The organism is Amycolatopsis sp. 505 (assembly GCF_031625235.1).
Lineage (GTDB): Bacteria > Actinomycetota > Actinomycetes > Mycobacteriales > Pseudonocardiaceae > Amycolatopsis.
On the sequence record NZ_JACKQP010000006.1, the window covers coordinates 37826 to 56428 of the forward strand.

Consider the following 18603-nt stretch of genomic DNA (forward strand, 5'->3'; position numbering starts at 1 on the left):
GGTCGTGCTGGCGATCCGGGCACGGGCAGCGGCAGAACACCGGTGATCAGCGGGGACCGGACCGGACGGTTCCGATGGTATGGGGCTCGAGAGCCAGTGGGAGTGCGGTGGCATGAGCGTAGAGCGGATTTCGATCGTCGGTATCGGTCTCCGGTACCCCGACGCGAGTTCTCCGGAGGAGCTCTGGGAAAACGTGCTGGCCGGGCGGCGGGCGTTCCGCAGGCTGCCGGACGAGCGGATGAACCGGGCGGACTACTACTCGCCCGACCCGAAGGCGGCGGATCGCTTCTACTCGCAGAAGGCGGCCGTGCTGCGGGGTTACGAGTTCGACCGGGTGACGCACAAGATCGCCGGCAGCACCTTCCGGGCGACCGACACGACGCACTGGCTGGCCCTCGAGGTCGCCGCGGAGGCCCTCGCGGACGCCGGGTTCGGTGACGGCGAGGGCGCCCCGAAGCAGAGCACCGGCGTCGTCATCGGCAACAGCCTGACCGGTGAGTTCTCCCGCGCCAACATCATGCGGCTGCGCTGGCCGTACGTGCGCCGCACGGTCGCGGCGGCGCTGACCACCCGCGGCTGGGAGGACGAGGAGACCGCGAATTTCCTGCGGGAGCTCGAAGTCCAGTACAAGGAGCCGTTCCCCGAGATCAACGAGGACACGCTCGCCGGCGGCCTGGCCAACACGATCGCCGGCCGGGTCTGCAACTACTTCGACTTCGCCGGCGGCGGCTACACCGTCGACGGCGCCTGCTCGTCCTCGCTCCTGTCGGTGGTGACCGCGGCCAACGCGCTCGTCCAGGGCGACCTCGACCTCGCCATCGCCGGTGGGGTCGACCTGTCGATCGACCCGTTCGAGGTGATCGGCTTCGCGAAGACCGGCGCGCTCGCCAAGCGCGAAATGAAGGTCTACGACGCCGATTCGAACGGCTTCTGGCCCGGTGAAGGCTCCGGCATGCTGGTCCTGATGCGCGAGAGCGACGCGCTGGAGCAGGGCAAGCGGATCTACGCGTCGATCGGCGGCTGGGGCGTGTCGTCCGACGGCAAGGGCGGCATCACCCGGCCCAGGGCGTCCGGGCACCGGCTGGCCCTCAAGCGCGCCTACGACCGCGCCGGCTACGGCGTCGAGACCGTCTCCTACTTCGAGGGCCACGGCACCGGCACCGCGCTGGGCGACGAAACCGAGATCGAGGCGCTGTCCACGGCCCGCCGCGACGCCGACCCGCTGGCCAAGCAGGCCGCGCTGTCGACGATCAAGGGCAACATCGGCCACACGAAGGCGGCGGCCGGGGTCGCCGGCCTGATCAAGGCGACGCTGGCGGTGTACCACCAGGTCATCCCGCCCGCGACCGGCCACCACACCCCGCACGAGTCGCTCACCGGCTCCTCGGCGCGGATGTACGTCCCGCGCGAGGCGACGCTGTGGCCGGAGGACCAGCCGGTCCGCGCCGGTGTCTCCGCAATGGGCTTCGGCGGCATCAACTCCCACGTCACGGTCACCGAGGCGCCGACCGCACCCCGGCGCCGGGAACTCGACGAGCGGGCCCGCTCGCTGGTCGCCGGTCGCCAGGACGCCGAGCTGCTGCTGTTCGACGCCGACGACCTCGCCACCCTGCGCGGGAACATCGCCGCGGTGCTGGAAACCGTGCCGAAGCTGTCGTTCGCCGAGCTGACCGACCTGGCCGGCACGCTGGCGAAGGACGTGTCCGGCAAGCCGGTGCGCGCCGCGGTCGTCGCGGCCAACCCCGAGCACGCCGAGCGGAAGCTGACCAAGCTGCTCGAACAGCTCGACTCGGGTGACTCGGTCTTCGACAGCGCCGACGGCATCTTCGCGAGCAGCCGCGGCTCCGCGCCGAAGATCGGCTACCTGTTCCCCGGCCAGGGTTCCGGCCGCGGTGGCGACGGGGCGCTGCGCCGCCGGTTCGCCGTGGCGGACGAGATCCACCGGGCCGCCGCGCTGCCCACCACCGGCGACCACGTCGCCACCGAGGTGGCGCAGCCCCGGATCGTCACCGGTTCGCTGGCCGCGCTGCGGGTGCTGCGCTCGTTCGGCATCGAGGCGTCGACGGCCACCGGCCACAGCCTCGGCGAGCTGACCGCACTGCACTGGGGCGGCGCGCTCGACGAGCGGGCGCTGCTGAAGCTCGCCACGATCCGCGGCAAGGTGATGGCCACGACCGTGGGCGACGGCACCGGCGCGATGGCGAGCATCGCCGCTTCGCCCGGCCGGGTCGAGGAGCTGGGCCTGGGCGACGACGTCGTCATCGGCGGGTACAACGCGCCCGAGCAGACGGTGATCTCCGGGCCGGCCGGGGCGATCGACCGGATCGTCGCCCGGGCGAAGGCCCAGGGGGTCACCGCGACCCGCGTCAAGGTCTCGCACGCCTTCCACTCGCCCGCCGTCGAGCCGGCCGCGAACGCCATGACCGAGCGGCTCGCCGAGTTCGGCTTCGCGCGGCTGGAGCGGCCGGTCGTCTCGACGGTCAGCGGGGACATGCTGCACGCCGCGGAGGACCTGCCCGGGCTGCTGCGCGACCAGATCGTGCTGCCGGTCCGCTTCCGTGAGGCCGCCGCCAAGGTGGCCGAGCGCAGCGACCTGGTGGTCGAGGTCGGGCCCGGCCGGGTGCTGACCGGGCTGTTCGAAGAGATCGCGCCGGAGACCCCGGTGCTCGCGATCGACACGGACAACGCGTCGCTGCAGGGCCTGCTGCGGGTCGTGGGCGCGGTGTTCGCGCTCGGCGCGCAGATCTCGGTGGACGCGCTGTTCGAAGGCCGGATCGTCCGCGCCCTGCCCGCCGACGGCCAGTTCACCTTCCTGGCCAGCCCGTGCGAGGCGGGGGCGTCGATCGACAGCGACTTGGCCGCCGAGCTGGCCGCGGAGAAGGCGGAGGCCGCCGCGGCCGAGGCCGAGGAGTCCGGCGGGGACGCCGGTTCGACGCTGGACCTGCTGTGCCGGTTCGCCGCCGAGCGCGTCGAGCTGCCCCTGGAGGCGGTCACCGCGGACACGCACCCGCTCGACGACCTGCACCTGTCGTCGATCACGGTCGGGCAGCTGGTCAACGACGTCACCCGGGCGCTGGGCCGCCCCGCGCTGGAAGGCATGCCGAACTTCGCGACGGTGTGCCTCGGCGACCTCGCCGAGATGATCGACGAGCTGGCGCAGACGGCGAAACCGGCCGACACCGCCGCCGGTGAGGCCCCCGGCGTGGGTCCGTGGGTCCGGCCGTTCGCGGTCGAGTACGTGCCCGCGCCGCGGCCCGCCGCGGACCTCACCGCGGGGGCGGGGAACGCCGACTGGCAGGTGTTCGCGACGCCGCGGCACCCGCTGGCCGAACCGCTGAAGGCCGCGCTCGCGCGGTCCGGCGCCGGGGACGGCGTGCTGCTCTGCCTGCCGGCGGACTGCGACGCCAGCCACGTCGGCCTGTTCCTCGAAGCCGGCCGCGCGGTCATGGCCGCCCCCAACGGCACGCGGTTCGTGGTCGTCCACCACGGCTACGGGGCGGCCGGCCTGGCCAGGACCCTGCACCTGGAGGACCCGTCGGCGAAGACGACGATCATCGACCTCGCCGACCCGGAGCCGTCCACTGTGGACGCAATCGCGTCGGCCGTGACCACGGTGGTGGCCGAGGTCGCCGCGACCACCGACTTCACCGAAGCGCGCTACGGCGCCGACGGTGGGCGCACGGTGCCGCGGCTGTCCGCGCTGCCCGCCCCGAAGCCCGGCCCGATCCGCGACTCGCTGGACGCGACCGACGTCCTGCTCGTCACCGGTGGTGGCAAGGGCATCACGGCGGAGAGCGCGCTGGCGCTCGCCAAGGATTCCGGGGCGCGGCTGGCCCTGCTCGGGCGCAGCGACCCGGAGTCCGACAGCGAACTGGCGGAGAACCTCGACCGCATGCGGGCGGTGGGCATCCGCTACCGCTACGAGCGCGCCGACGTCACCAGCGCCCCGCAGGTGGCCGCGGCGGTCGCCCGGATGGAGGCCGAACTCGGCCCGGTCACCGCGATCCTGCACGGCGCGGGCCGCAACGAGCCGGCTGCCCTCTTCAGCCTGACCGAGGACAGCTTCCGCAAGACCCTCGCCCCGAAGATCGGCGGCCTGAACGCGGTGCTCGCCGCGGTCGACCAGGACCGGATCAAGCTCCTGGTCACCTTCGGCAGCATCATCGGCCGGGCCGGCCTGCGCGGGGAAGCGCACTACGCCACGGCGAACGACTGGATGACCGAGCTGACCCTGCGCTTCGGCCAGGAACACCCGAAGGCCCGGGCGATCGCGCTGGAGTGGTCGGTCTGGTCGGGCACCGGCATGGGCGAGAAGCTCGGCGTGGTCAGCGCCCTGATGCGCGACGGCATCACGCCGATCCCGACCGAGGAGGGCATCGCCGTCCTCCGCCGGGTGCTGGCCGACCCGGCCGCGCCGCCGGTGCTGGTGGTCTGCGGCCGCACGGCGGGCCTGCCCACGCTGCCGATCCGGAAGCGGGAGCTGCCGCTGACCCGGTTCGTCGACCGCGCGATCGTGCACTACCCGGGTGTCGAGCTGATCACCGAGGCGGACCTGTCCGACGGGGCCGACCCGTACCTGACCGACCACCTGCTCGACGGGCAGCTGCTGTTCCCGGCGGTGCTCGGCATGGAGGCGATGACGCAGGCCGCGGCGGCGACGCTGGACCGCACCGGCACCCCGGTGCTCTCCGACGTCGAGTTCCTCCGGCCGATCATCGTCTCGCCCGGCGGGTCGACCACGGTCCGGCTGGCCACGCTGGCTCGCGACGCCGACACCGTGGACGTCGTCATCCGCAGTGACGAGACCGGCTTCAGCGCGGACCACTTCCGGGCGCGGCTGAGCTTCGCCCGGCCGGCCGAGCTGGGGGAGAAGGCCGCCCGCGACGTCGCGCTGCCGCCGGTCCCGGTGGAGCCGATCAGCGAGCTGTACGGCTCGGTCCTGTTCCAGGGCAAGCGGTTCCAGCGCGTCCTCGGGTACCGGCGGGCGAGCGCCCGGCACGCGGTCGCCGAGATCGCGACCAGCGCGGACTTCTCGTGGTTCGCGCCCTTCCTGCCCCAGGAGCGGCTGCTGGCCGACCCCGGCACGCGGGACGCGATGATGCACGCGATCCAGTGCTGCGTCCCCGACGCGACGCTGCTGCCGCAGGGCATCGAGAAGCTGTACCTGGCCGAGCCGGGGCGGCAGCACGACGAATACGTCCTGCTGGACGCGAAGGAACGCTCCCAGGACGGCGACAGCTACGTCTACGACCTGGACGTGCGCAACCCCGACGGGACGCTGGTCGAGCGGTGGGAAGGCCTGAAGCTGCGCGCGGTCCGCAAGCGCGACGGCGCCGGGCCGTGGGTCCCCTCGATGCTGGGGTCCTATGTGGAGCGTTCCTGTGAGCGCCTGCTCGGCGGGACGCGGTCGGTGGTGCTCGAGCCGGATCCGGCCGGGCGCCCGGCCGAGGGCATCGCCGAGCGGAGGGCGCAGACGGCGCTCGCCGCGGGCCGGGCGCTCGACCGGCCGGTCGAGATCCGGTACCGCCCCGACGGCAAGCCGGAGTGCGACGGCGGGGTCCACATCACCGCGTCGCACACCGCACAGCTGACCCTCGCGGTCGCCGGCACCAGCCCGGTGGCCTGCGACATCGAGACGGCGATCGAGCGCAGCGAAGAGGACTGGGCCGGGCTGCTCGGCGAAGAACTCCTCACCCTCGGCCGGCTGCTGGCCGCCGACACCGGCGAACCGGTCAGCGTGGCCAACACCCGGGTGTGGAGTGCGCTGGAGTGCGTACGCAAGACCGGGTCGATGACCCAGGCGCTGACCGTGCGCCAGGTCGACGCCGACGGGTGGGCGCTGCTCGCTTCCGGGAACGCCCGGATCGCCACCTGGTCGACCACCGTCAACGACCGGACCGCCCCGATCGTCTTCGCCGTGCTCCAGGCAGAGGGGAACTGAGATGTCCGACTACTACGAGATCCGCCACACGGTCGGCTTCGAAGAGACCAACCTGGTGGGCAACGTCTACTACGTGAACTACGTGCGCTGGCAGGGCCGGTGCCGGGAGATGTTCCTGAAGGAGAAGGCGCCCGCGGTGCTCGAAGAGGTTCGCCAAGACCTCAAGCTGTTCACCCTCAAGGTGGAGTGCGAGTTCTTCGCCGAGATCACCGCGTTCGACGAGCTGTCCATCCGGATGCGGCTGGAGGAACTCACCTCGACGCAGGTGCAGTTCGCCTTCGACTACGTCCACCTCACCACCGACGGCGAGGAGCGGCTCGTGGCGCGGGGCCGGCAGCGGATCGCCTGCATGCGCGGGCCGAACACGGCCACCGTGCCGTCCCGGGTCCCCGAGCAGCTGCGCGAAGCGCTGGTGCCCTACGCGACGGCCGCGGTCAACGGCAAGGGAGTCTGACGTGGGCCACGACGCAGAGCCTTCCGAGGGGGCTCCCGTGCTCAACCGGCTGCGGACGTCACGCGCCCGCAGTGGCCTCTCCGTCCAGCCGGGCCTGCGGCAGGTGATGGCCCAGTTCGCGACCGGGGTGACGGTGCTGACGGCGGGCGGGGAGGGCGCGCACGGCATGACCGCCAACGCGTTCTCGTCGGTGTCGCTGGAACCGCCGATGGTGCTGTGCTGCGTGTCCAAGGCGGCCCGGATGCACACCGCGATCGTCGCCGCGGGCTCGTTCGGGGTCAACATCCTCGCGGCCGAGCAGCAGGAGCTGTCGAAGTACTTCGCCGACTGGCGCCGTCCCGACGGGATCGCCCAGTTCGACGCGGTCGGCTACACGGCGGGCGACCTGACCGGCGCGCCGCTGCTCAACGGCGCGCTGGCCTGGCTCGAATGCGAGCTCGCCGAGGTGGTGTCGGGTGGTGACCACTCGATCTTCCTCGGCCGGGTGGTCGCCACCAGCCGCGGCGAGGGCGAACACGCGCTCGTCTTCTACGGCGGCGGCTACCACCGGATCGACGGGCGGGCCCGCGCGGCCTGAGGGAGGCGAACGTCATGCTGATCGCGGTCACCGGCGGCACCGGCTTCCTCGGGACCCACACGGTCGCGGCCCTGCTGCGGCGGGGGCACCGGGTGCGGCTGCTCGCCCGCGACCCCGCCCGGACCGTACCGTCCACTGTGGACGTCGTGGCCGGCGACGTCACGGACCCCGCCGCCGTCGCCCGGCTGGTCGACGGTGCGGACGCGCTGCTGCACGCGGCGGGCGTCTACACCTTCGACAGCCGGCGCCGGGCCGAGCTGTGGCGGGTGAACGCGGGCGGCACCGAAGTCGTGCTCGCCGCCGCACGCCGGGCGGGCACCGGGCGGATCGTGCACGTCTCCACCGTCGGGGCACTGTACCCGGCGGCCGGGCCGGCGATCGGGGCGGCGAGCCCGGTCGGCACCCCGCGGGAGGCCTACCTCGCCTCGAAGGCCGAGGCCGAGCGGATCGCCCGTGCGCACCGCGCCGACGGCGTCCCGGTCACCGTCACCCACCCGCCGGCGCTGCTCGGACCGCACGACCCGCACCTGGGCGACCAGAACGCGCGGCTGCGGGACCTGCTGCGCGGGCTGATGCCGATCTGGCCGTCGGGCGGGCTGCCGATCGGCGACGTCCGCGACTCGGCGGAACTGCACGCGCGGCTGTTCGACGGCGTGCCCGGCGACGGGTACTTCGGGCCGGGCCACTTCCTGACCACCCGCGAGTACCTCGCCGTGGTCCGGGCCGCGACCGGGCGGCGCCTGCCCGCGGCGTTCCTCCCAGCGCGGGCGATGTTCCCGGTCGGCCGGGGTGCCGACCTGCTGCAGCGCGGCTGGCCGTGGCACATCCCGGCCGAGTACGGCGCGCTCTACGTCTGTGCCTCCGCCGTGCCCGTCGCCGCGGACGCACCCGGGGCCGGCGTCCCGGCGCGGCCGGTGGCCCGCACCGTGCGCGACACGGTCGCCTGGTTGCACGCGACCGGACGCCTCACCGACCGGCAGGCCGGCGCGGCCGCCCTGCCCACTGTGCCCACGACGACGACAGCGGTCCCGGCCGAGCCGGGACCGTCCCGACCGAGGAGGGTCCTGCCATGACCGCCAGCGACGCCATCGAGCCCATCCGGCCCGGCTCCGACACGGCCCCGACGGCCTTGACGGACGTGCCGGACGCCTGGCAGGCCCGGCCGATGCCCCGGTTGGGGCGGGGCATCGTCTGGTCCGACCTCGTCGCCGAGATGGAGCACGACTACGAGGTCCGGCTGCGGGATGCCGCGTGAGCGGAAGTCACCGCGCGGACGCCGCGGTGAGGCACTCGCCCTCGCGCTGAACCGCTGCCGTCGAACCGCCTCGGCCACTCGACGGCCGGTATCCCGGAATGCGGCGAGATTCGTCTGATTCGTGAGCTTCCGGGCCGGGGAGGGAGAACGGAGGAAACGCCATGACAGCTCCGGCGTTGCCGGCCGGGAAGGGCCGGCCCGACGGAAAGCCGGCCGAACCGAGCGGCCGCCCGCGCGCGGACTCGCCGCGGGAACCGGCCGCGCCGGCCGAGCGGGAGTACCTGCGTGAGCACATCGTTCTCGGTTACAACTGAACGTCCGGCGGCCGGGCGGGTGCCGCGTCACGGGCGCGCGCCTGCCGGTCCGGCGCACGCACAGAGATGACGCGGTCACCGCGAGGGCGGGACACTGGAACCTCACCGGGGCCGGAGTGCGGGGCGGGACTCGCCGTGCGCGCCCGGCGTCCGGCCGAAGTTCGGTTGGGAGGCCGGCGGATGGCGATGCGCCTCCAGCTCACCGCGGGAGTGCAGGTGCTCGAGGACTGGGCCGAGTCGGCGACACAGGCCGAACGGAACGTCGTCTACGAGGCATTGTTCGCTGTGGGCGACGGGTCTGCTTTTCTGATCTACGACATTTTCGGCGACCCGCACGATCCCGGCAATTTCATGATTATGGTGAAACCGGGTCTGGTGCTGAAAATAATGGTGCAGCGGGCGGAATCCGCATTCGAGATCCGTTATGTCGGCCGTCTGCAGGACGGTGTCGACGCCCCGGCCCGCCCGGGCTCGCCGGGGCAGTGAGCACTGGCCGCTAGATGACGCTGAGGCTTACTCCGGCCAGGCTGCCGCGGCTCGGCCCCGTGACGGTTTGTGACCGGGACGGTCGGGCGACGGCCGACGGCTGACTGAGCGGCACTGCGCCGAACGGGGTAAGAAGTCGCCCGGATGGCGTACGTTCCCGGTGGGTGCAATGCATGCCTCGGAACGGGGTATTCCTCATCTTGACAATGTCTCTTGTGGTATGAAAACCTCGTCGTGTTCGCCGTTGCGGCCGTTATTTTCTGGGGTGAATAACGAGGAGGCTTCGTCATGTCGTCGCCCGAATTGCCAGGACTCGATGTTTCCAGCCGGGTCCGCGCCCGGGACATCCAGCTGACCGGCGTGGCCGATGTCGGCCGCCGGGTACTCATGATCACCGGCGCTATCGACACCACCGATCACGACGTTTCGGTGAGTGTCAGCCTTCCGGAGCCGGGGCGCTGGCAGGTCATCAAGGCCGAGACCAACCTGACCGACCGGACGTGGGTCGCCATGCAGGCGGTGCTGGACGAGGACTCGGTGTTCATCGACGACGCCGCGCTGATGTCGCCCCAGTTCGCGAAGAGCTTCATGACGCCCGACCAGCGGCGGCTGACCTTCTACGACGGTGAGGTCCGGCCGGGCGAGGCCGTGCTCAAGACGTACTCGATGGAAACCGGCGGCAGCAAGCCGACGTACTTCTCCTCCCGGTACAGCCCGCTCGCCACCGACAGCGCCGAGCGGTCGCAGCAGACGCTCGAAGAACTGGTCACCAACGGGATGCGGCAGCGACCGGTGGTCGAGCTGATCGTGCCCATCACGGTGATCGGCTGAACCGGCGCCCGGTCCCGGTCTCGGGCGTGAGGGGAATTCGTGATCAAGTTCGTCCCGGAACCGCACCTGCTGGACTCGCCCCGCGGCCGTGACTGGCCGCGGCTGCCCGCCCCGCCGGCCGCGGACCGCGGCACCCGGCCGGCCGCGACCGCGGAGGTCGTCGTCGTCGGGGCGGGGCCGGCCGGCCTCGCCGTGACGTCGGCGCTGTGGCACCACGGCGTCCGCGACGTCGTGGTGATCGACCGTGACGGCCGCCCGTGCGGGCGCTTCTTCGACCGGATCGACCGGCTGGGCCAGCGTGTCCTGCGCTCGCCCTACGAGCACCACCCCGGCGTCGAGGGCTACCGCGACTGCGAGCTGGTCGACTTCGCCCGGCTGCACTGGGCGCGGCTGACCCCGGTCGAGCGCCGGGAGATCCGGATGTCGCAGGCCGGCCACCGGTCCGTCGTGCCGGTGGACGTCTTCGAGGCCTACTGCGCGCATCTGGCGGCGAGCCACCACGTCGGCGAGAAGACGTGGCGGGGCGAGGTCCGCGAGGTGGTGCCGTCCGCCGACGCGGTCACGGTGCACGCCGGCGCCTTCACCGTCACCGCCCGCCACGTCGTGCTCTGCCTCGGCGAGGAACGGCGCCCGGCCCCGGATCCGTGGTGGGGCGGCGGCCCGACACCTCCCGGGGTCTCGTACTGGGACGAGCCCGTGCCCGACACCGGACGGCAGATCGTCGTCGGCGCCGGTCTGACCGCCGCGCACCTGATCACCAACGCGCTTTCGGCCGGGCGGGAGGTGCACTGGGTGCTGCGCGACCCCGGCGAGCGGTACCAGTGCGCCGACGTCAACTCGACGTTCTTCCGCCCGGAGGGCCGCAAGCGGTTCGACAGCGTCGGCTGGGCCGACCGGCTCGCCCTGATGAACCAGTTCCGCCGGGCGTCGATCATGTTCGAGTTCCAGCCGTTGCTCCGGCAAGCCGAAGCGGACGGCCGGCTGGTCGTCCACCGCGGCGAAACCGTGGCCCGGATCGCGACCGGCGTCGGCGGGACGGTGACGGTGCGCCTCGCGAGCGGCCGCCGGATCGTCGCCGACCACGCCGTCCTGGCGCTGGGCACGGCACCGTCCATCGGCGACGGCCTGCTGCCCGCCGAACTGGTCGGCGAGCGCGACGGATGGCCGGCCCTGGACGAGCGCACCCTGGTCTTCGAGCGCGCCCCCCGCGTTTCGGCGGTCGGCGCCGCCACGGCGATGGTCCTCGGCCCGGCGGCCCGGAACATCGACGGGCACCGCGTGGCGACGACCCGGGCGGCCGCGGCCATCGCGGCCGCCGTCCGCGAGGAAAGCCCCGTCCGGACGCTCCGGGAGGCCGTCGGTGTCTGAGCCCGCCGACAGCCGGTTCGCCCTGCCCGACGTCGACGCGCCCGCCGACGTCGAGGTCGGCATCATCCTGCTCGGCCTCGACCCCGACCGCCTGCTCGGCGGGCTGGGCCTGGCGCGGATCGCCGACGATCCGGCGCTGGTCACCCAGCTGGTCGACCAGGTGCGCCACGGGGGCAGCAGTTTCGACCTGGCGGGCCTGGTCGCACTCGGCCGGGACCACTGGCGCTCGGTGCGCTCCGGCTTCGGCGAGCCGGCCGCGGGCACCCCGGGCTCGCTGCGCCAGGAGTGGGTCAAGACTGCCGAGCGCGTCGCCGCGGCCGCGCCCGGTGCGGGCCACGCCTCGATCGCCTACCTGACCGCGTGCGTGCTGCGCCGAGCGGACGTCGATGCCTGCGCCGACGCACCACCGAACGGAGAGGGCCTCCGATGTCCTACCTGAAATCCCTGCCGTCCGAGACGACGCTCCTCCAGGTGTTCCAGGCCTACCCGGGCCCGGCGCGGCACCTGCTGGCCTTCCACGAGCTGGTGCTGCGCGGCGAGTCGCCGTTCACGCCGGGCGAGCGTGAGCTGATCGCGGCCTACGTGTCCGGCCTGAACAGCTGCGACTACTGCCACGGCATCCACACCGTCACCGCCGAGGCGTTCGGCATCCCGGAGGGCACGCTGGCGGCGGCGCTGGCCGACCTCGAGTCCGCGAACGTGGACGCGCGGCTCAAGCCGGTGCTCGCCTACGTGGGCAAGCTGACGAGGACGCCGTCGAAAATGACCGACGCGGACGCCGAAGCCGTCTTCGCGGCCGGCTGGGACGAGCGCGCGCTCCACGACGCCGTCCTGGTCTGCGCCCTGTTCAACTTCATGAACCGGATGGTCGAGGGACTCGGCATCCGCGCCGACGAGGCCTACACGACGACGTCGGGCGAGCGGCTGAAGAACGCGGGCTACGCGGGCTTGGCGGAGTTGCTCAACGCCCCGGCCTGACCGGCCCGGGTCGGGCTCACCGGCCCGACCCGGCTCCCGTCAGGCGTTCAGAACGGCTTCGCTGTCCAGCGTGACGTCGACCTTGTCGCCGATGACGACCTTGCTGCCGTCGACGGCCAGGCCGAAGGTGAGCCCGAAGTCGCGTTCTCGTCGGCCCGGAACCAGCCGGCCGACCGCAGGTGGTCGTCCCGCATCTTGAGGCCGGTGCCGACCGAAGCCAGGTCGATGTCGGCGGTGACGGTCGACCGGGCCGGGTCGTCGGCGGTCACGATCTGCGCGGTGCATTCGGTGAAACTGCCGCGCACCTTGTTCATCCGCCCAGCGCCTCCAGATTGGCGACGACATCGAGAGGTGAGAGCTGCGCCGCCATCTCGCGGGCGACGGCCGCGGCAGCCGTGGCGAACGCGGGCGTGCCGAGCAGTTCTTCGCAATGCGCGGCCACGGCTCTCGGGGTGACTTCGTCGGGCAGCATCCTGATCCCCGCCCCGGCCTTGGCGACCGCGTCCGCGTTCTCGAACTGGTCGTCGAACTGCGGCAGGGCCAGTTGCGGCACCCCGGCGGCGAACGCGGTGAGGGTGGTGCCCTGCCCGCCATGCTGGATCAGCACATCGCAGGCACCGAGTACCTGGTGCAGCGGCATCCGCCCGGCCTGGCTGACGTTCTCCGGCAAGGGACCCCAGGAGGCTATGGCCCGCTCGTCGACCGCGATCACCACGTCGACGTCCAGCCGCCCGAGCTCCCGCACGACGGCCAGCATTTTCCCGTGCAGGTCGGGAATTCCGAAAAGCGGAACCAGCGTGCCGAGGGTCAGGCAGATCCGGGGCTTGGTGCGCGGCGCGAGCGCCCAGCCGGGAACGTGCGCGGTGCCGTTGTAGGACACGTGCCGGAAGCTCAGCTGGCTTTTGGCGTGCGGCAGGCGCAGGCTCGGGGGCCACGGGCTCAGCGACAGGGCGGCCTCGGGAAGAGTGAGTCCGGACGCGGCCGGCGAGCCGGCGAGCACCTCGGCCGCGCCCGCGCGGTACTCGGGCAGTTCGGCCACGCCCCAGCGCACGTCGGCCAGCGGTGTGCCGTGCGCGGCCGCGGCGAGCGGCCCGGCGAACTCGGCCCGCTCGCTCAGCACGACATCGGGCCGCCACGAGTCCACAATGGACAGCATCCGGGGCAGTGCGGCCTCGGCGATCCGCCCGAACACCCGCCCGTGCACGTGCCGCCGCTGTTCGATCGGATGGGTGGACAGGTCCGGCCCCAGCTCGACGAAGTCCATCGGCGGCCCGCACGCCACGGCGGGCAACCCCGACCGCAGGACGGTGTCGACGAAGTTTTCGGGGACGGCGACCAGCACCTCGTGCCCCGCCGCCCGGCAGGCCCAGGCGAGCGGGACCAGCGGGAAGAAGTGACCCAGCAGGGGTTCGGTGGTGAAGAGGATCCGAATGGTTCGCTCCGATCTCGGTAACCGGCCGGCCCGGTCAGTGCGACAGGGCCTCTTCGGCGGCTTTGCACTTGTCGTAGTGCGGAAGCAGCCCGCGTTCCAGGGCTTCGGCGAGCGTCGGCGCGGCTTGGTCGCGCGCGGACAGAACCGGTGTGAGGTCTCCCGGCAGCGGGAGGTCGAGGGCGGGGTCGAGCACGGAGAGCGCGAGCTCGTTTTCCGCCACGTATTCCCCGCAGAACAGGTAGGACATCACGGTGTCGTCCTGCAACGAGATGAACGCGTGGCCGACGCCGACCGGGCGCAGCCCGGCGGTGTCGCGGTGAAGTGGACCCCCCGAACGACCCCCGGCCGCGACCGGCTGTGGCTGGTCCGGGCCACTTCGAAGAGCGGCCGGCCGGTGGCCGGTCGGAAGGCTGTCTCCTGGAACGTGGAGACGAAGTGGCCGCGATCAGCCGAAACCGGCGTCGGCGTGATTTCCAGGGCACCTTCGACGGCGAGTTCACGTATTCGCATCGCAGCCTCGTTCACGAGTCCGGAAGAACGACCAATTTCGGGTCAGCGTGGCAGGCGTGGGACCGGGTCAGCGTCTTCAGCCATGCGCTACCGCCACCTTGCCCGGTGTGGGTGGGGACAAGACCGCCGGGCTTCGGTGGTCCGGTCCTCTGTCCGGCCGGTGCCGGTGTCAGGCCGCGTCCGATGTGGAGGACGGGATGTTCGCCGGCTCTGCGGGTGTTCGGGGTAGTGGTTCCGGTGCCGGGCGGGCGCGGGCGGCCAGGTAGCTGAGCTTGGTCAGGTGGCGCTGGACGAGTCCGGCGCGGCGGGCTTCGTCGAGGGCCGTCCGGGCGACGGTGTTCTGCCTTCGCCGGCGGTGGCGGCCACCGCCGGGTGGTTCCTGGTCCATTTGTGGTCCTCTCTGTTGGCTTCACCCGATCGTGCGAGGCCGCGATCGATCGATCGGCGAGATAACAAGGTTGTTTCGGGAAGAACTCGTTCGGGACCCGCTGGGCCACCTGGCCGCTTACGCGGTGCGCCTTCCGGAGTCCTGCGCGCGAGAGCGCACGACAGGCGGAACTGTCCACAGTGGGAGTGAGACCGAGGCGTCGGCTGTGGGCCCGATCACTGGGCCGGGGCACGCCGTGCGCTGCTGCGCACGGCGTCTTCCCTGGTGGCGCCCCCGGCAGGACTCGAACCTGCGACCTAGAGATTAGAAGGCTCTTGCTCTATCCAGCTGAGCTACGAGGGCCCGCGCCGACGGCCGCTGCCGGTGACCCGGCACTGGCAGCTTAGTCGTCGCCACCCACTCGATCGTTCGACACCGGCGAATCGTTTCAGGTCTCGTTCGACGTAATCGGGGAGTTTCGCGCGCGCAGTGGTGATCGGACCCCCTCCTGTGTCCGGGGAAGTGCTGAGCGTGACCGTTCGGGGTTCTCCGCGCGGCCGGAACCTGTAATCTGGCCAGCAGAAGGCTCTTGCTGTGTCCAGCCAGAACCCTGCTCGCCCGCTCGACCCGCGGCCGGGCAGGCAGCGCCGTGGGCTTCTGCGCGCCGCTGCCTGCCCGGCGCAGCGGGGCGGCGAGCCGGTCGTCGACCCCTGGACTTCTACCGGGAAGTTGTGTCGGGGAGGCTCCTGCCTGCGGGAATGCCGATGGTGACCTCCTCTGCCGTTTGAGGTGTTCGCCGCTGGTAGGTGTCAGGTGGTAGCTCCCGGCTGGCTGCCAGGCACCCGGAGGGTGACCTGCTGGAGTTCGCCCCCCCCGGTCGGCCGAAGCGCCGCCCGAGAACTCCAACAGGCCTCCCGTCGGCCCCGGGGACCGGCTCCTGGGCCTGGAACGCGTCTCCTGCGGCTCCAGGGGCCCAGGAAGGCCCCCGGGGAGCCCGTGGGCGCGCCCTGCCGCAGGGGGCGCGCCCACGGGTGGGGCCGCTTCGGGGGAGCGGCCCCGGTCGGGCCCGGCCGCCGCCGCGAGCCGGCTCCCTCCTCGGAGCGGGCGGCTTTGCGGGGCCCGGGTCGGTGTCACTCCCAGATTTGGATGCCCCGGACCAGGAATGGCGCGTTCGGGACGTACGTGCCGCCACCCGGATAGGTGACGAAATCTCCCTCCGTCGAGCATTCCTCGTCCTGGTACACCGTGACGTCGCGGGTCATCAAATTCGCGAACGACGACCCGTCGAATCCTTCGGGCAGTGGCAGGCATTCCCCGGTATTGGCCGAGCGCAGGTCGAACCGCTGGATTTCGCCGGCGTAACCGTCGGACGGCCACAGGCAGAACTCGCCCTTGCGGCAGCCCGGGTCCGTGCCCGCGTGCGCGGCTCCGACGCTGGTCAGCAGCCCGACCATGGCCAGGACCACGATGTGCGGCAGGCGGGAACGAAGACGACGTGAAGACATGGTGGATTTCCCCTCCGGAATCGCGGCCGGGCCGCGGTGAACGTGTGATTCCAGATTGGCGGGCGGGGATGGCTTTGTCAGCCCGGGATTTCGAATCTGTGGACAACCGCGCGGCGAGGGAAAGGTTGTCCACAGCCGAGGAAAACGGCCTTGCCGAACAACCGAGGCAGTGCTAAGCGGGTCCCGTGCTTCCGCGCACGACCAGCGAAACCGGCACCTCGACCGGCACCGGCGCAGGCGCCGAACCGTCCAGCAGCCCCAGCGCCAATTCCCCGGCGATCCGCCCCTTGGCCGCGAGGTCCTGCCGGACCGTCGTCAGCGGCGGCGACGACCACGATGCCGGCGGGCTGTCGTCGAAACCCGCGACCGACAGCTCACCCGGCACGCTGATCCCCAGCTCACGGGCCGCGGCCAGCACCGCCAGCGCCAGCTGGTCGGACATGCACAGCACCGCCGTCGGCCGCGGTGACGTCCCCAGCAGCGCGAACGCCCCCGCCATTGCGCTCTCCGCGCTGAGCCCGGCCGCCTCCTCGACTACGACCGGACACGACCCCAGCTCGTCCAGGTAGCCGCCCAGCCGTTCGCGGACGTCGTGGAACGGCGCCGCCGAGGCTTCCGCCACGGTCAGCGCACCCCCGCCCGGCCGGAGGTGGCTGCATGCGGCGAAGATCCCGAACCGCCGGTGGCCCAGGTCCAGCAGGTGCCGCGCGGCCGCCGCCGCCCCGGCCCGGTCCGCGCAGCCGACCCGCGCCGTGCCGGGCAGCAGCGGCTGGTCGATCACCACGAGCGGCAACCCCCGCGTCCGCACCGCCTCCAGCGACGGAGCGCCATCGGGCAGCGAGTACACGATCGCGATGTCGGCCTGCGCGGTGAGCACGCGGTCGGCCGCCGGCCCGCCGAAAGCGCCGCCGGGCAGGAGCAGCAGCGCATGGCCGCCGGGGTCGATCACCCGCGCCAGCGCGTCCAGCGTCAGGTACAGCGCCGGGTCCGAAAACGCCATCGAGAGTGACGTGTCCAGCAGCACCGCGATCGCGCCCGTGCGGCTGGTCGCGAGGCTCCGCGCGGTCGGGTCCGGACCGGGGTAGCCCAGTTCGGCCGCCACCCGCAGCACCTCGTCCCGCAGCCGGGCGGACAGCTGGTCCGGCCGGTTGTAGGCGTTCGACACCGTCGCGCGCGAGACGCCGACGGCGCCGGCGACATCGTCGAGCGTGGGACGGCGCCGCCGGGTCATCCGCGCAGTCTATCCACTACGCGGTGGACTTTCTGAAGCGCTTAAGTCACGCTGAAGGCATGCGGGACCGGATCGCGGTGTTCACCGTCTTCGCCCTCAACGGGCTCGCGCTGGGGTCGTGGGCGTCGCGCACGCCCGCACTGACCGCGCAGGTGCACGCCTCACCCGGCGTCTTCGGCCTGGCCCTGCTCGGGGCCAGCGTCGGCATGCTCGCCGCCGCCTCGGTGTCCGGACGGCTGATCGAACGGGCCGGCGCCAGGGCGGTCGTCGCCGGGAGCACCGCGATGGCCGCCGGTTCGCTGGTGCTGATCGGGTTCGCCCCCACCGTCCCGCTGCTGGCCGGGGCGCTGCTGGTGATCGGCGCGAGCGTCGGGATGCTCGACGTCGCGATGAACGTCGCCGGCGTCGCGGTCGAACGTCGCCTGGGCAAGCCGGTGATGTCCGTCTTCCACGCGGGGTTCAGCTTCGGCGCGCTCGCCGGTTCGCTGGCCGCGGGCCTCGCCGCCGGTCACGGCTGGTCCCCGGCGCGCCACCTCAGCGTGGCCGCCGTCGTCGCGGTCCTGGTGCTGGCCCTGGTGATCCGCGACGTCCCGGGCATCCGCCCCCAGCACACCGAAGAACCCGTCGTCACGCCGGCGCGGGCGCCGATCCGGCGGCCGGTGCTGTGGCTGCTCGCCGCGGTCGCGCTGTGCTCGGCCATCGCCGAAGGGGCGTCGTCGGACTGGTCGGCGCTGCTGATGACGGTCGAGCGCGGCGTCGGCCAGGGCGCCGCCGCTCTCGCGTTCGCGGGGTTCCAGCTGGTCATGGCGCTGACCCGGCTGGCGGGCCCGTGGGCGCAACGCCGGTTCGGCCCGACGCGCTGCCTCGCCGCGGGCGCCACCCTGGCCGCAGCCGGGCTGCTCGCCGCGGCCCTGATCCCGGTCGCCGCCGTGGGGTACGCCGGGTTCGCGCTGGCCGGCGCGGGTCTCGCCGCGTCCTTCCCGATGGCCCTCAGCCTCGCCGGGGACGCCGGGAAACGCGGCGACGGCACCGGCGGTGAGCGCGAGATCGGCTTCGTCACCGCCGTCGCGTACACCGGCTTCCTGGGCGGGCCGCCGATCGTCGGCGGGATCGCGCAGGCGACCGACTACGACGTGGCGTTCGTGTTCGTCGCGCTCGTGGCGGCCTTGATCCTGCCCGCCGCGCTCTTCGCCCGCCGGTCGCGGCGGCGGGAAGAAGCGGAGGCGATGATCGGCCGGTAGCCGTTCCGGGCACGAAATCCGTGCCGGAACCGGCGTTTCCGCCACGCCCCGGGCGTTGACAGTCTGCTGGTGCGCGAGGCAAGCTGAACCCCGTCGGTAAACTGAAATGAATA

At 72.6% G+C, this 18603-nt stretch carries 17 protein-coding genes, 1 tRNA gene and 1 pseudogene; 12 read left to right on the top strand and 7 right to left on the bottom strand.

The window, feature by feature from the left end; translation table 11 throughout:
• The first annotated feature begins 112 nt into the window (after nucleotides 1-112).
• The 11 genes from H5965_RS22590 (at nucleotide 113) to H5965_RS22640 (ending at nucleotide 12204) form a co-directional block, all read left to right on the top strand.
• Entirely contained in the window at nucleotides 113-5941 is a 5829-nt protein-coding gene (locus H5965_RS22590) for a type I polyketide synthase (protein ID WP_310972089.1), read from the top strand.
• A 1-nt stretch (nucleotide 5942) separates the two neighbouring features.
• Nucleotides 5943-6395 carry an acyl-CoA thioesterase gene (locus H5965_RS22595; RefSeq protein ID WP_310972091.1) on the top strand — a complete coding sequence of 151 codons (453 nt, stop codon included), beginning with the start codon at nucleotides 5943-5945 and terminating at the stop codon, nucleotides 6393-6395.
• Nucleotide 6396: 1 nt separating this feature from the next.
• The gene (locus H5965_RS22600) at nucleotides 6397-6972 is read left to right on the top strand and encodes a flavin reductase family protein (RefSeq protein WP_310972093.1); all 576 of its coding nucleotides are present in this window, start codon (nucleotides 6397-6399) and stop codon (nucleotides 6970-6972) included.
• 14 nt (nucleotides 6973-6986) lie between these two features.
• The gene (locus H5965_RS22605; RefSeq protein ID WP_310972095.1) at nucleotides 6987-8045 is read left to right on the top strand and encodes an NAD-dependent epimerase/dehydratase family protein; all 1059 of its coding nucleotides are present in this window, start codon (nucleotides 6987-6989) and stop codon (nucleotides 8043-8045) included.
• Complete coding sequence (locus tag H5965_RS22610; RefSeq protein WP_310972097.1) at nucleotides 8042-8227, top strand: DUF6222 family protein; 186 nt, start codon at nucleotides 8042-8044, stop codon at nucleotides 8225-8227. Before H5965_RS22605 ends, H5965_RS22610 begins: the two co-directional genes overlap by 4 nt.
• Nucleotides 8228-8388: 161 nt before the next feature.
• On the top strand, nucleotides 8389-8541 hold the full coding sequence (locus tag H5965_RS22615; RefSeq protein ID WP_310972098.1) for a hypothetical protein: 153 nt from the start codon (nucleotides 8389-8391) through the stop codon (nucleotides 8539-8541).
• A 180-nt stretch (nucleotides 8542-8721) separates the two neighbouring features.
• Nucleotides 8722-9027 carry a DUF6235 family protein gene (locus tag H5965_RS22620; RefSeq protein ID WP_310972100.1) on the top strand — a complete coding sequence of 102 codons (306 nt, stop codon included), beginning with the start codon at nucleotides 8722-8724 and terminating at the stop codon, nucleotides 9025-9027.
• A 351-nt stretch (nucleotides 9028-9378) separates the two neighbouring features.
• Nucleotides 9379-9858, top strand: a complete 480-nt coding sequence (locus H5965_RS22625; RefSeq protein WP_310972665.1) for a DUF6423 family protein — start codon at nucleotides 9379-9381, stop codon at nucleotides 9856-9858.
• A gap of 39 nt (nucleotides 9859-9897) precedes the next feature.
• The gene (locus H5965_RS22630; RefSeq protein ID WP_310972102.1) at nucleotides 9898-11226 is read left to right on the top strand and encodes an FAD/NAD(P)-binding protein; all 1329 of its coding nucleotides are present in this window, start codon (nucleotides 9898-9900) and stop codon (nucleotides 11224-11226) included.
• Nucleotides 11219-11665, top strand: coding sequence for a DUF6187 family protein (locus H5965_RS22635; RefSeq protein WP_310972104.1), 447 nt, complete (start codon nucleotides 11219-11221; stop codon nucleotides 11663-11665). The genes H5965_RS22630 and H5965_RS22635 overlap by 8 nt, the downstream gene beginning before the upstream one ends.
• Entirely contained in the window at nucleotides 11653-12204 is a 552-nt protein-coding gene (locus H5965_RS22640) for a carboxymuconolactone decarboxylase family protein (RefSeq protein ID WP_310972105.1), read from the top strand. The genes H5965_RS22635 and H5965_RS22640 overlap by 13 nt, the downstream gene beginning before the upstream one ends.
• Nucleotides 12205-12251: 47 nt before the next feature.
• Here the strand turns inward: H5965_RS22640 and H5965_RS22645 are convergent, their stop codons facing one another.
• The 7 genes and pseudogenes from H5965_RS22645 to H5965_RS22675 all read right to left on the bottom strand — a co-directional run bounded on the left by H5965_RS22645 (nucleotide 12252) and on the right by H5965_RS22675 (nucleotide 17249).
• Nucleotides 12252-12518, bottom strand: a complete 267-nt coding sequence (locus H5965_RS22645; RefSeq protein WP_310972106.1) for a YceI family protein — start codon at nucleotides 12516-12518, stop codon at nucleotides 12252-12254.
• A complete protein-coding gene (locus tag H5965_RS22650; RefSeq protein WP_396136937.1) occupies nucleotides 12515-13636 on the bottom strand; it encodes a nucleotide disphospho-sugar-binding domain-containing protein in 1122 nt (373 codons plus the stop codon). Before H5965_RS22650 ends, H5965_RS22645 begins: the two co-directional genes overlap by 4 nt.
• A gap of 34 nt (nucleotides 13637-13670) precedes the next feature.
• Nucleotides 13671-14146: pseudogene (locus H5965_RS22655) on the bottom strand (dTDP-4-dehydrorhamnose 3,5-epimerase family protein).
• 169 nt (nucleotides 14147-14315) lie between these two features.
• Nucleotides 14316-14534 carry a hypothetical protein gene (locus tag H5965_RS22660; RefSeq protein WP_310972110.1) on the bottom strand — a complete coding sequence of 73 codons (219 nt, stop codon included), beginning with the start codon at nucleotides 14532-14534 and terminating at the stop codon, nucleotides 14316-14318.
• A gap of 265 nt (nucleotides 14535-14799) precedes the next feature.
• Nucleotides 14800-14876 (bottom strand) — tRNA-Arg (locus H5965_RS22665).
• Nucleotides 14877-15643: 767 nt separating this feature from the next.
• On the bottom strand, nucleotides 15644-16018 hold the full coding sequence (locus tag H5965_RS22670) for a peptidase inhibitor family I36 protein (RefSeq protein ID WP_310972111.1): 375 nt from the start codon (nucleotides 16016-16018) through the stop codon (nucleotides 15644-15646).
• A 172-nt stretch (nucleotides 16019-16190) separates the two neighbouring features.
• Nucleotides 16191-17249, bottom strand: a complete 1059-nt coding sequence (locus H5965_RS22675) for a LacI family DNA-binding transcriptional regulator (RefSeq protein WP_310972112.1) — start codon at nucleotides 17247-17249, stop codon at nucleotides 16191-16193.
• 59 nt (nucleotides 17250-17308) lie between these two features.
• Between H5965_RS22675 and H5965_RS22680 the strand changes: the two genes are divergently transcribed.
• Complete coding sequence (locus H5965_RS22680) at nucleotides 17309-18490, top strand: MFS transporter (RefSeq protein ID WP_310972114.1); 1182 nt, start codon at nucleotides 17309-17311, stop codon at nucleotides 18488-18490.
• The last annotated feature ends 113 nt before the right edge of the window (nucleotides 18491-18603 follow it).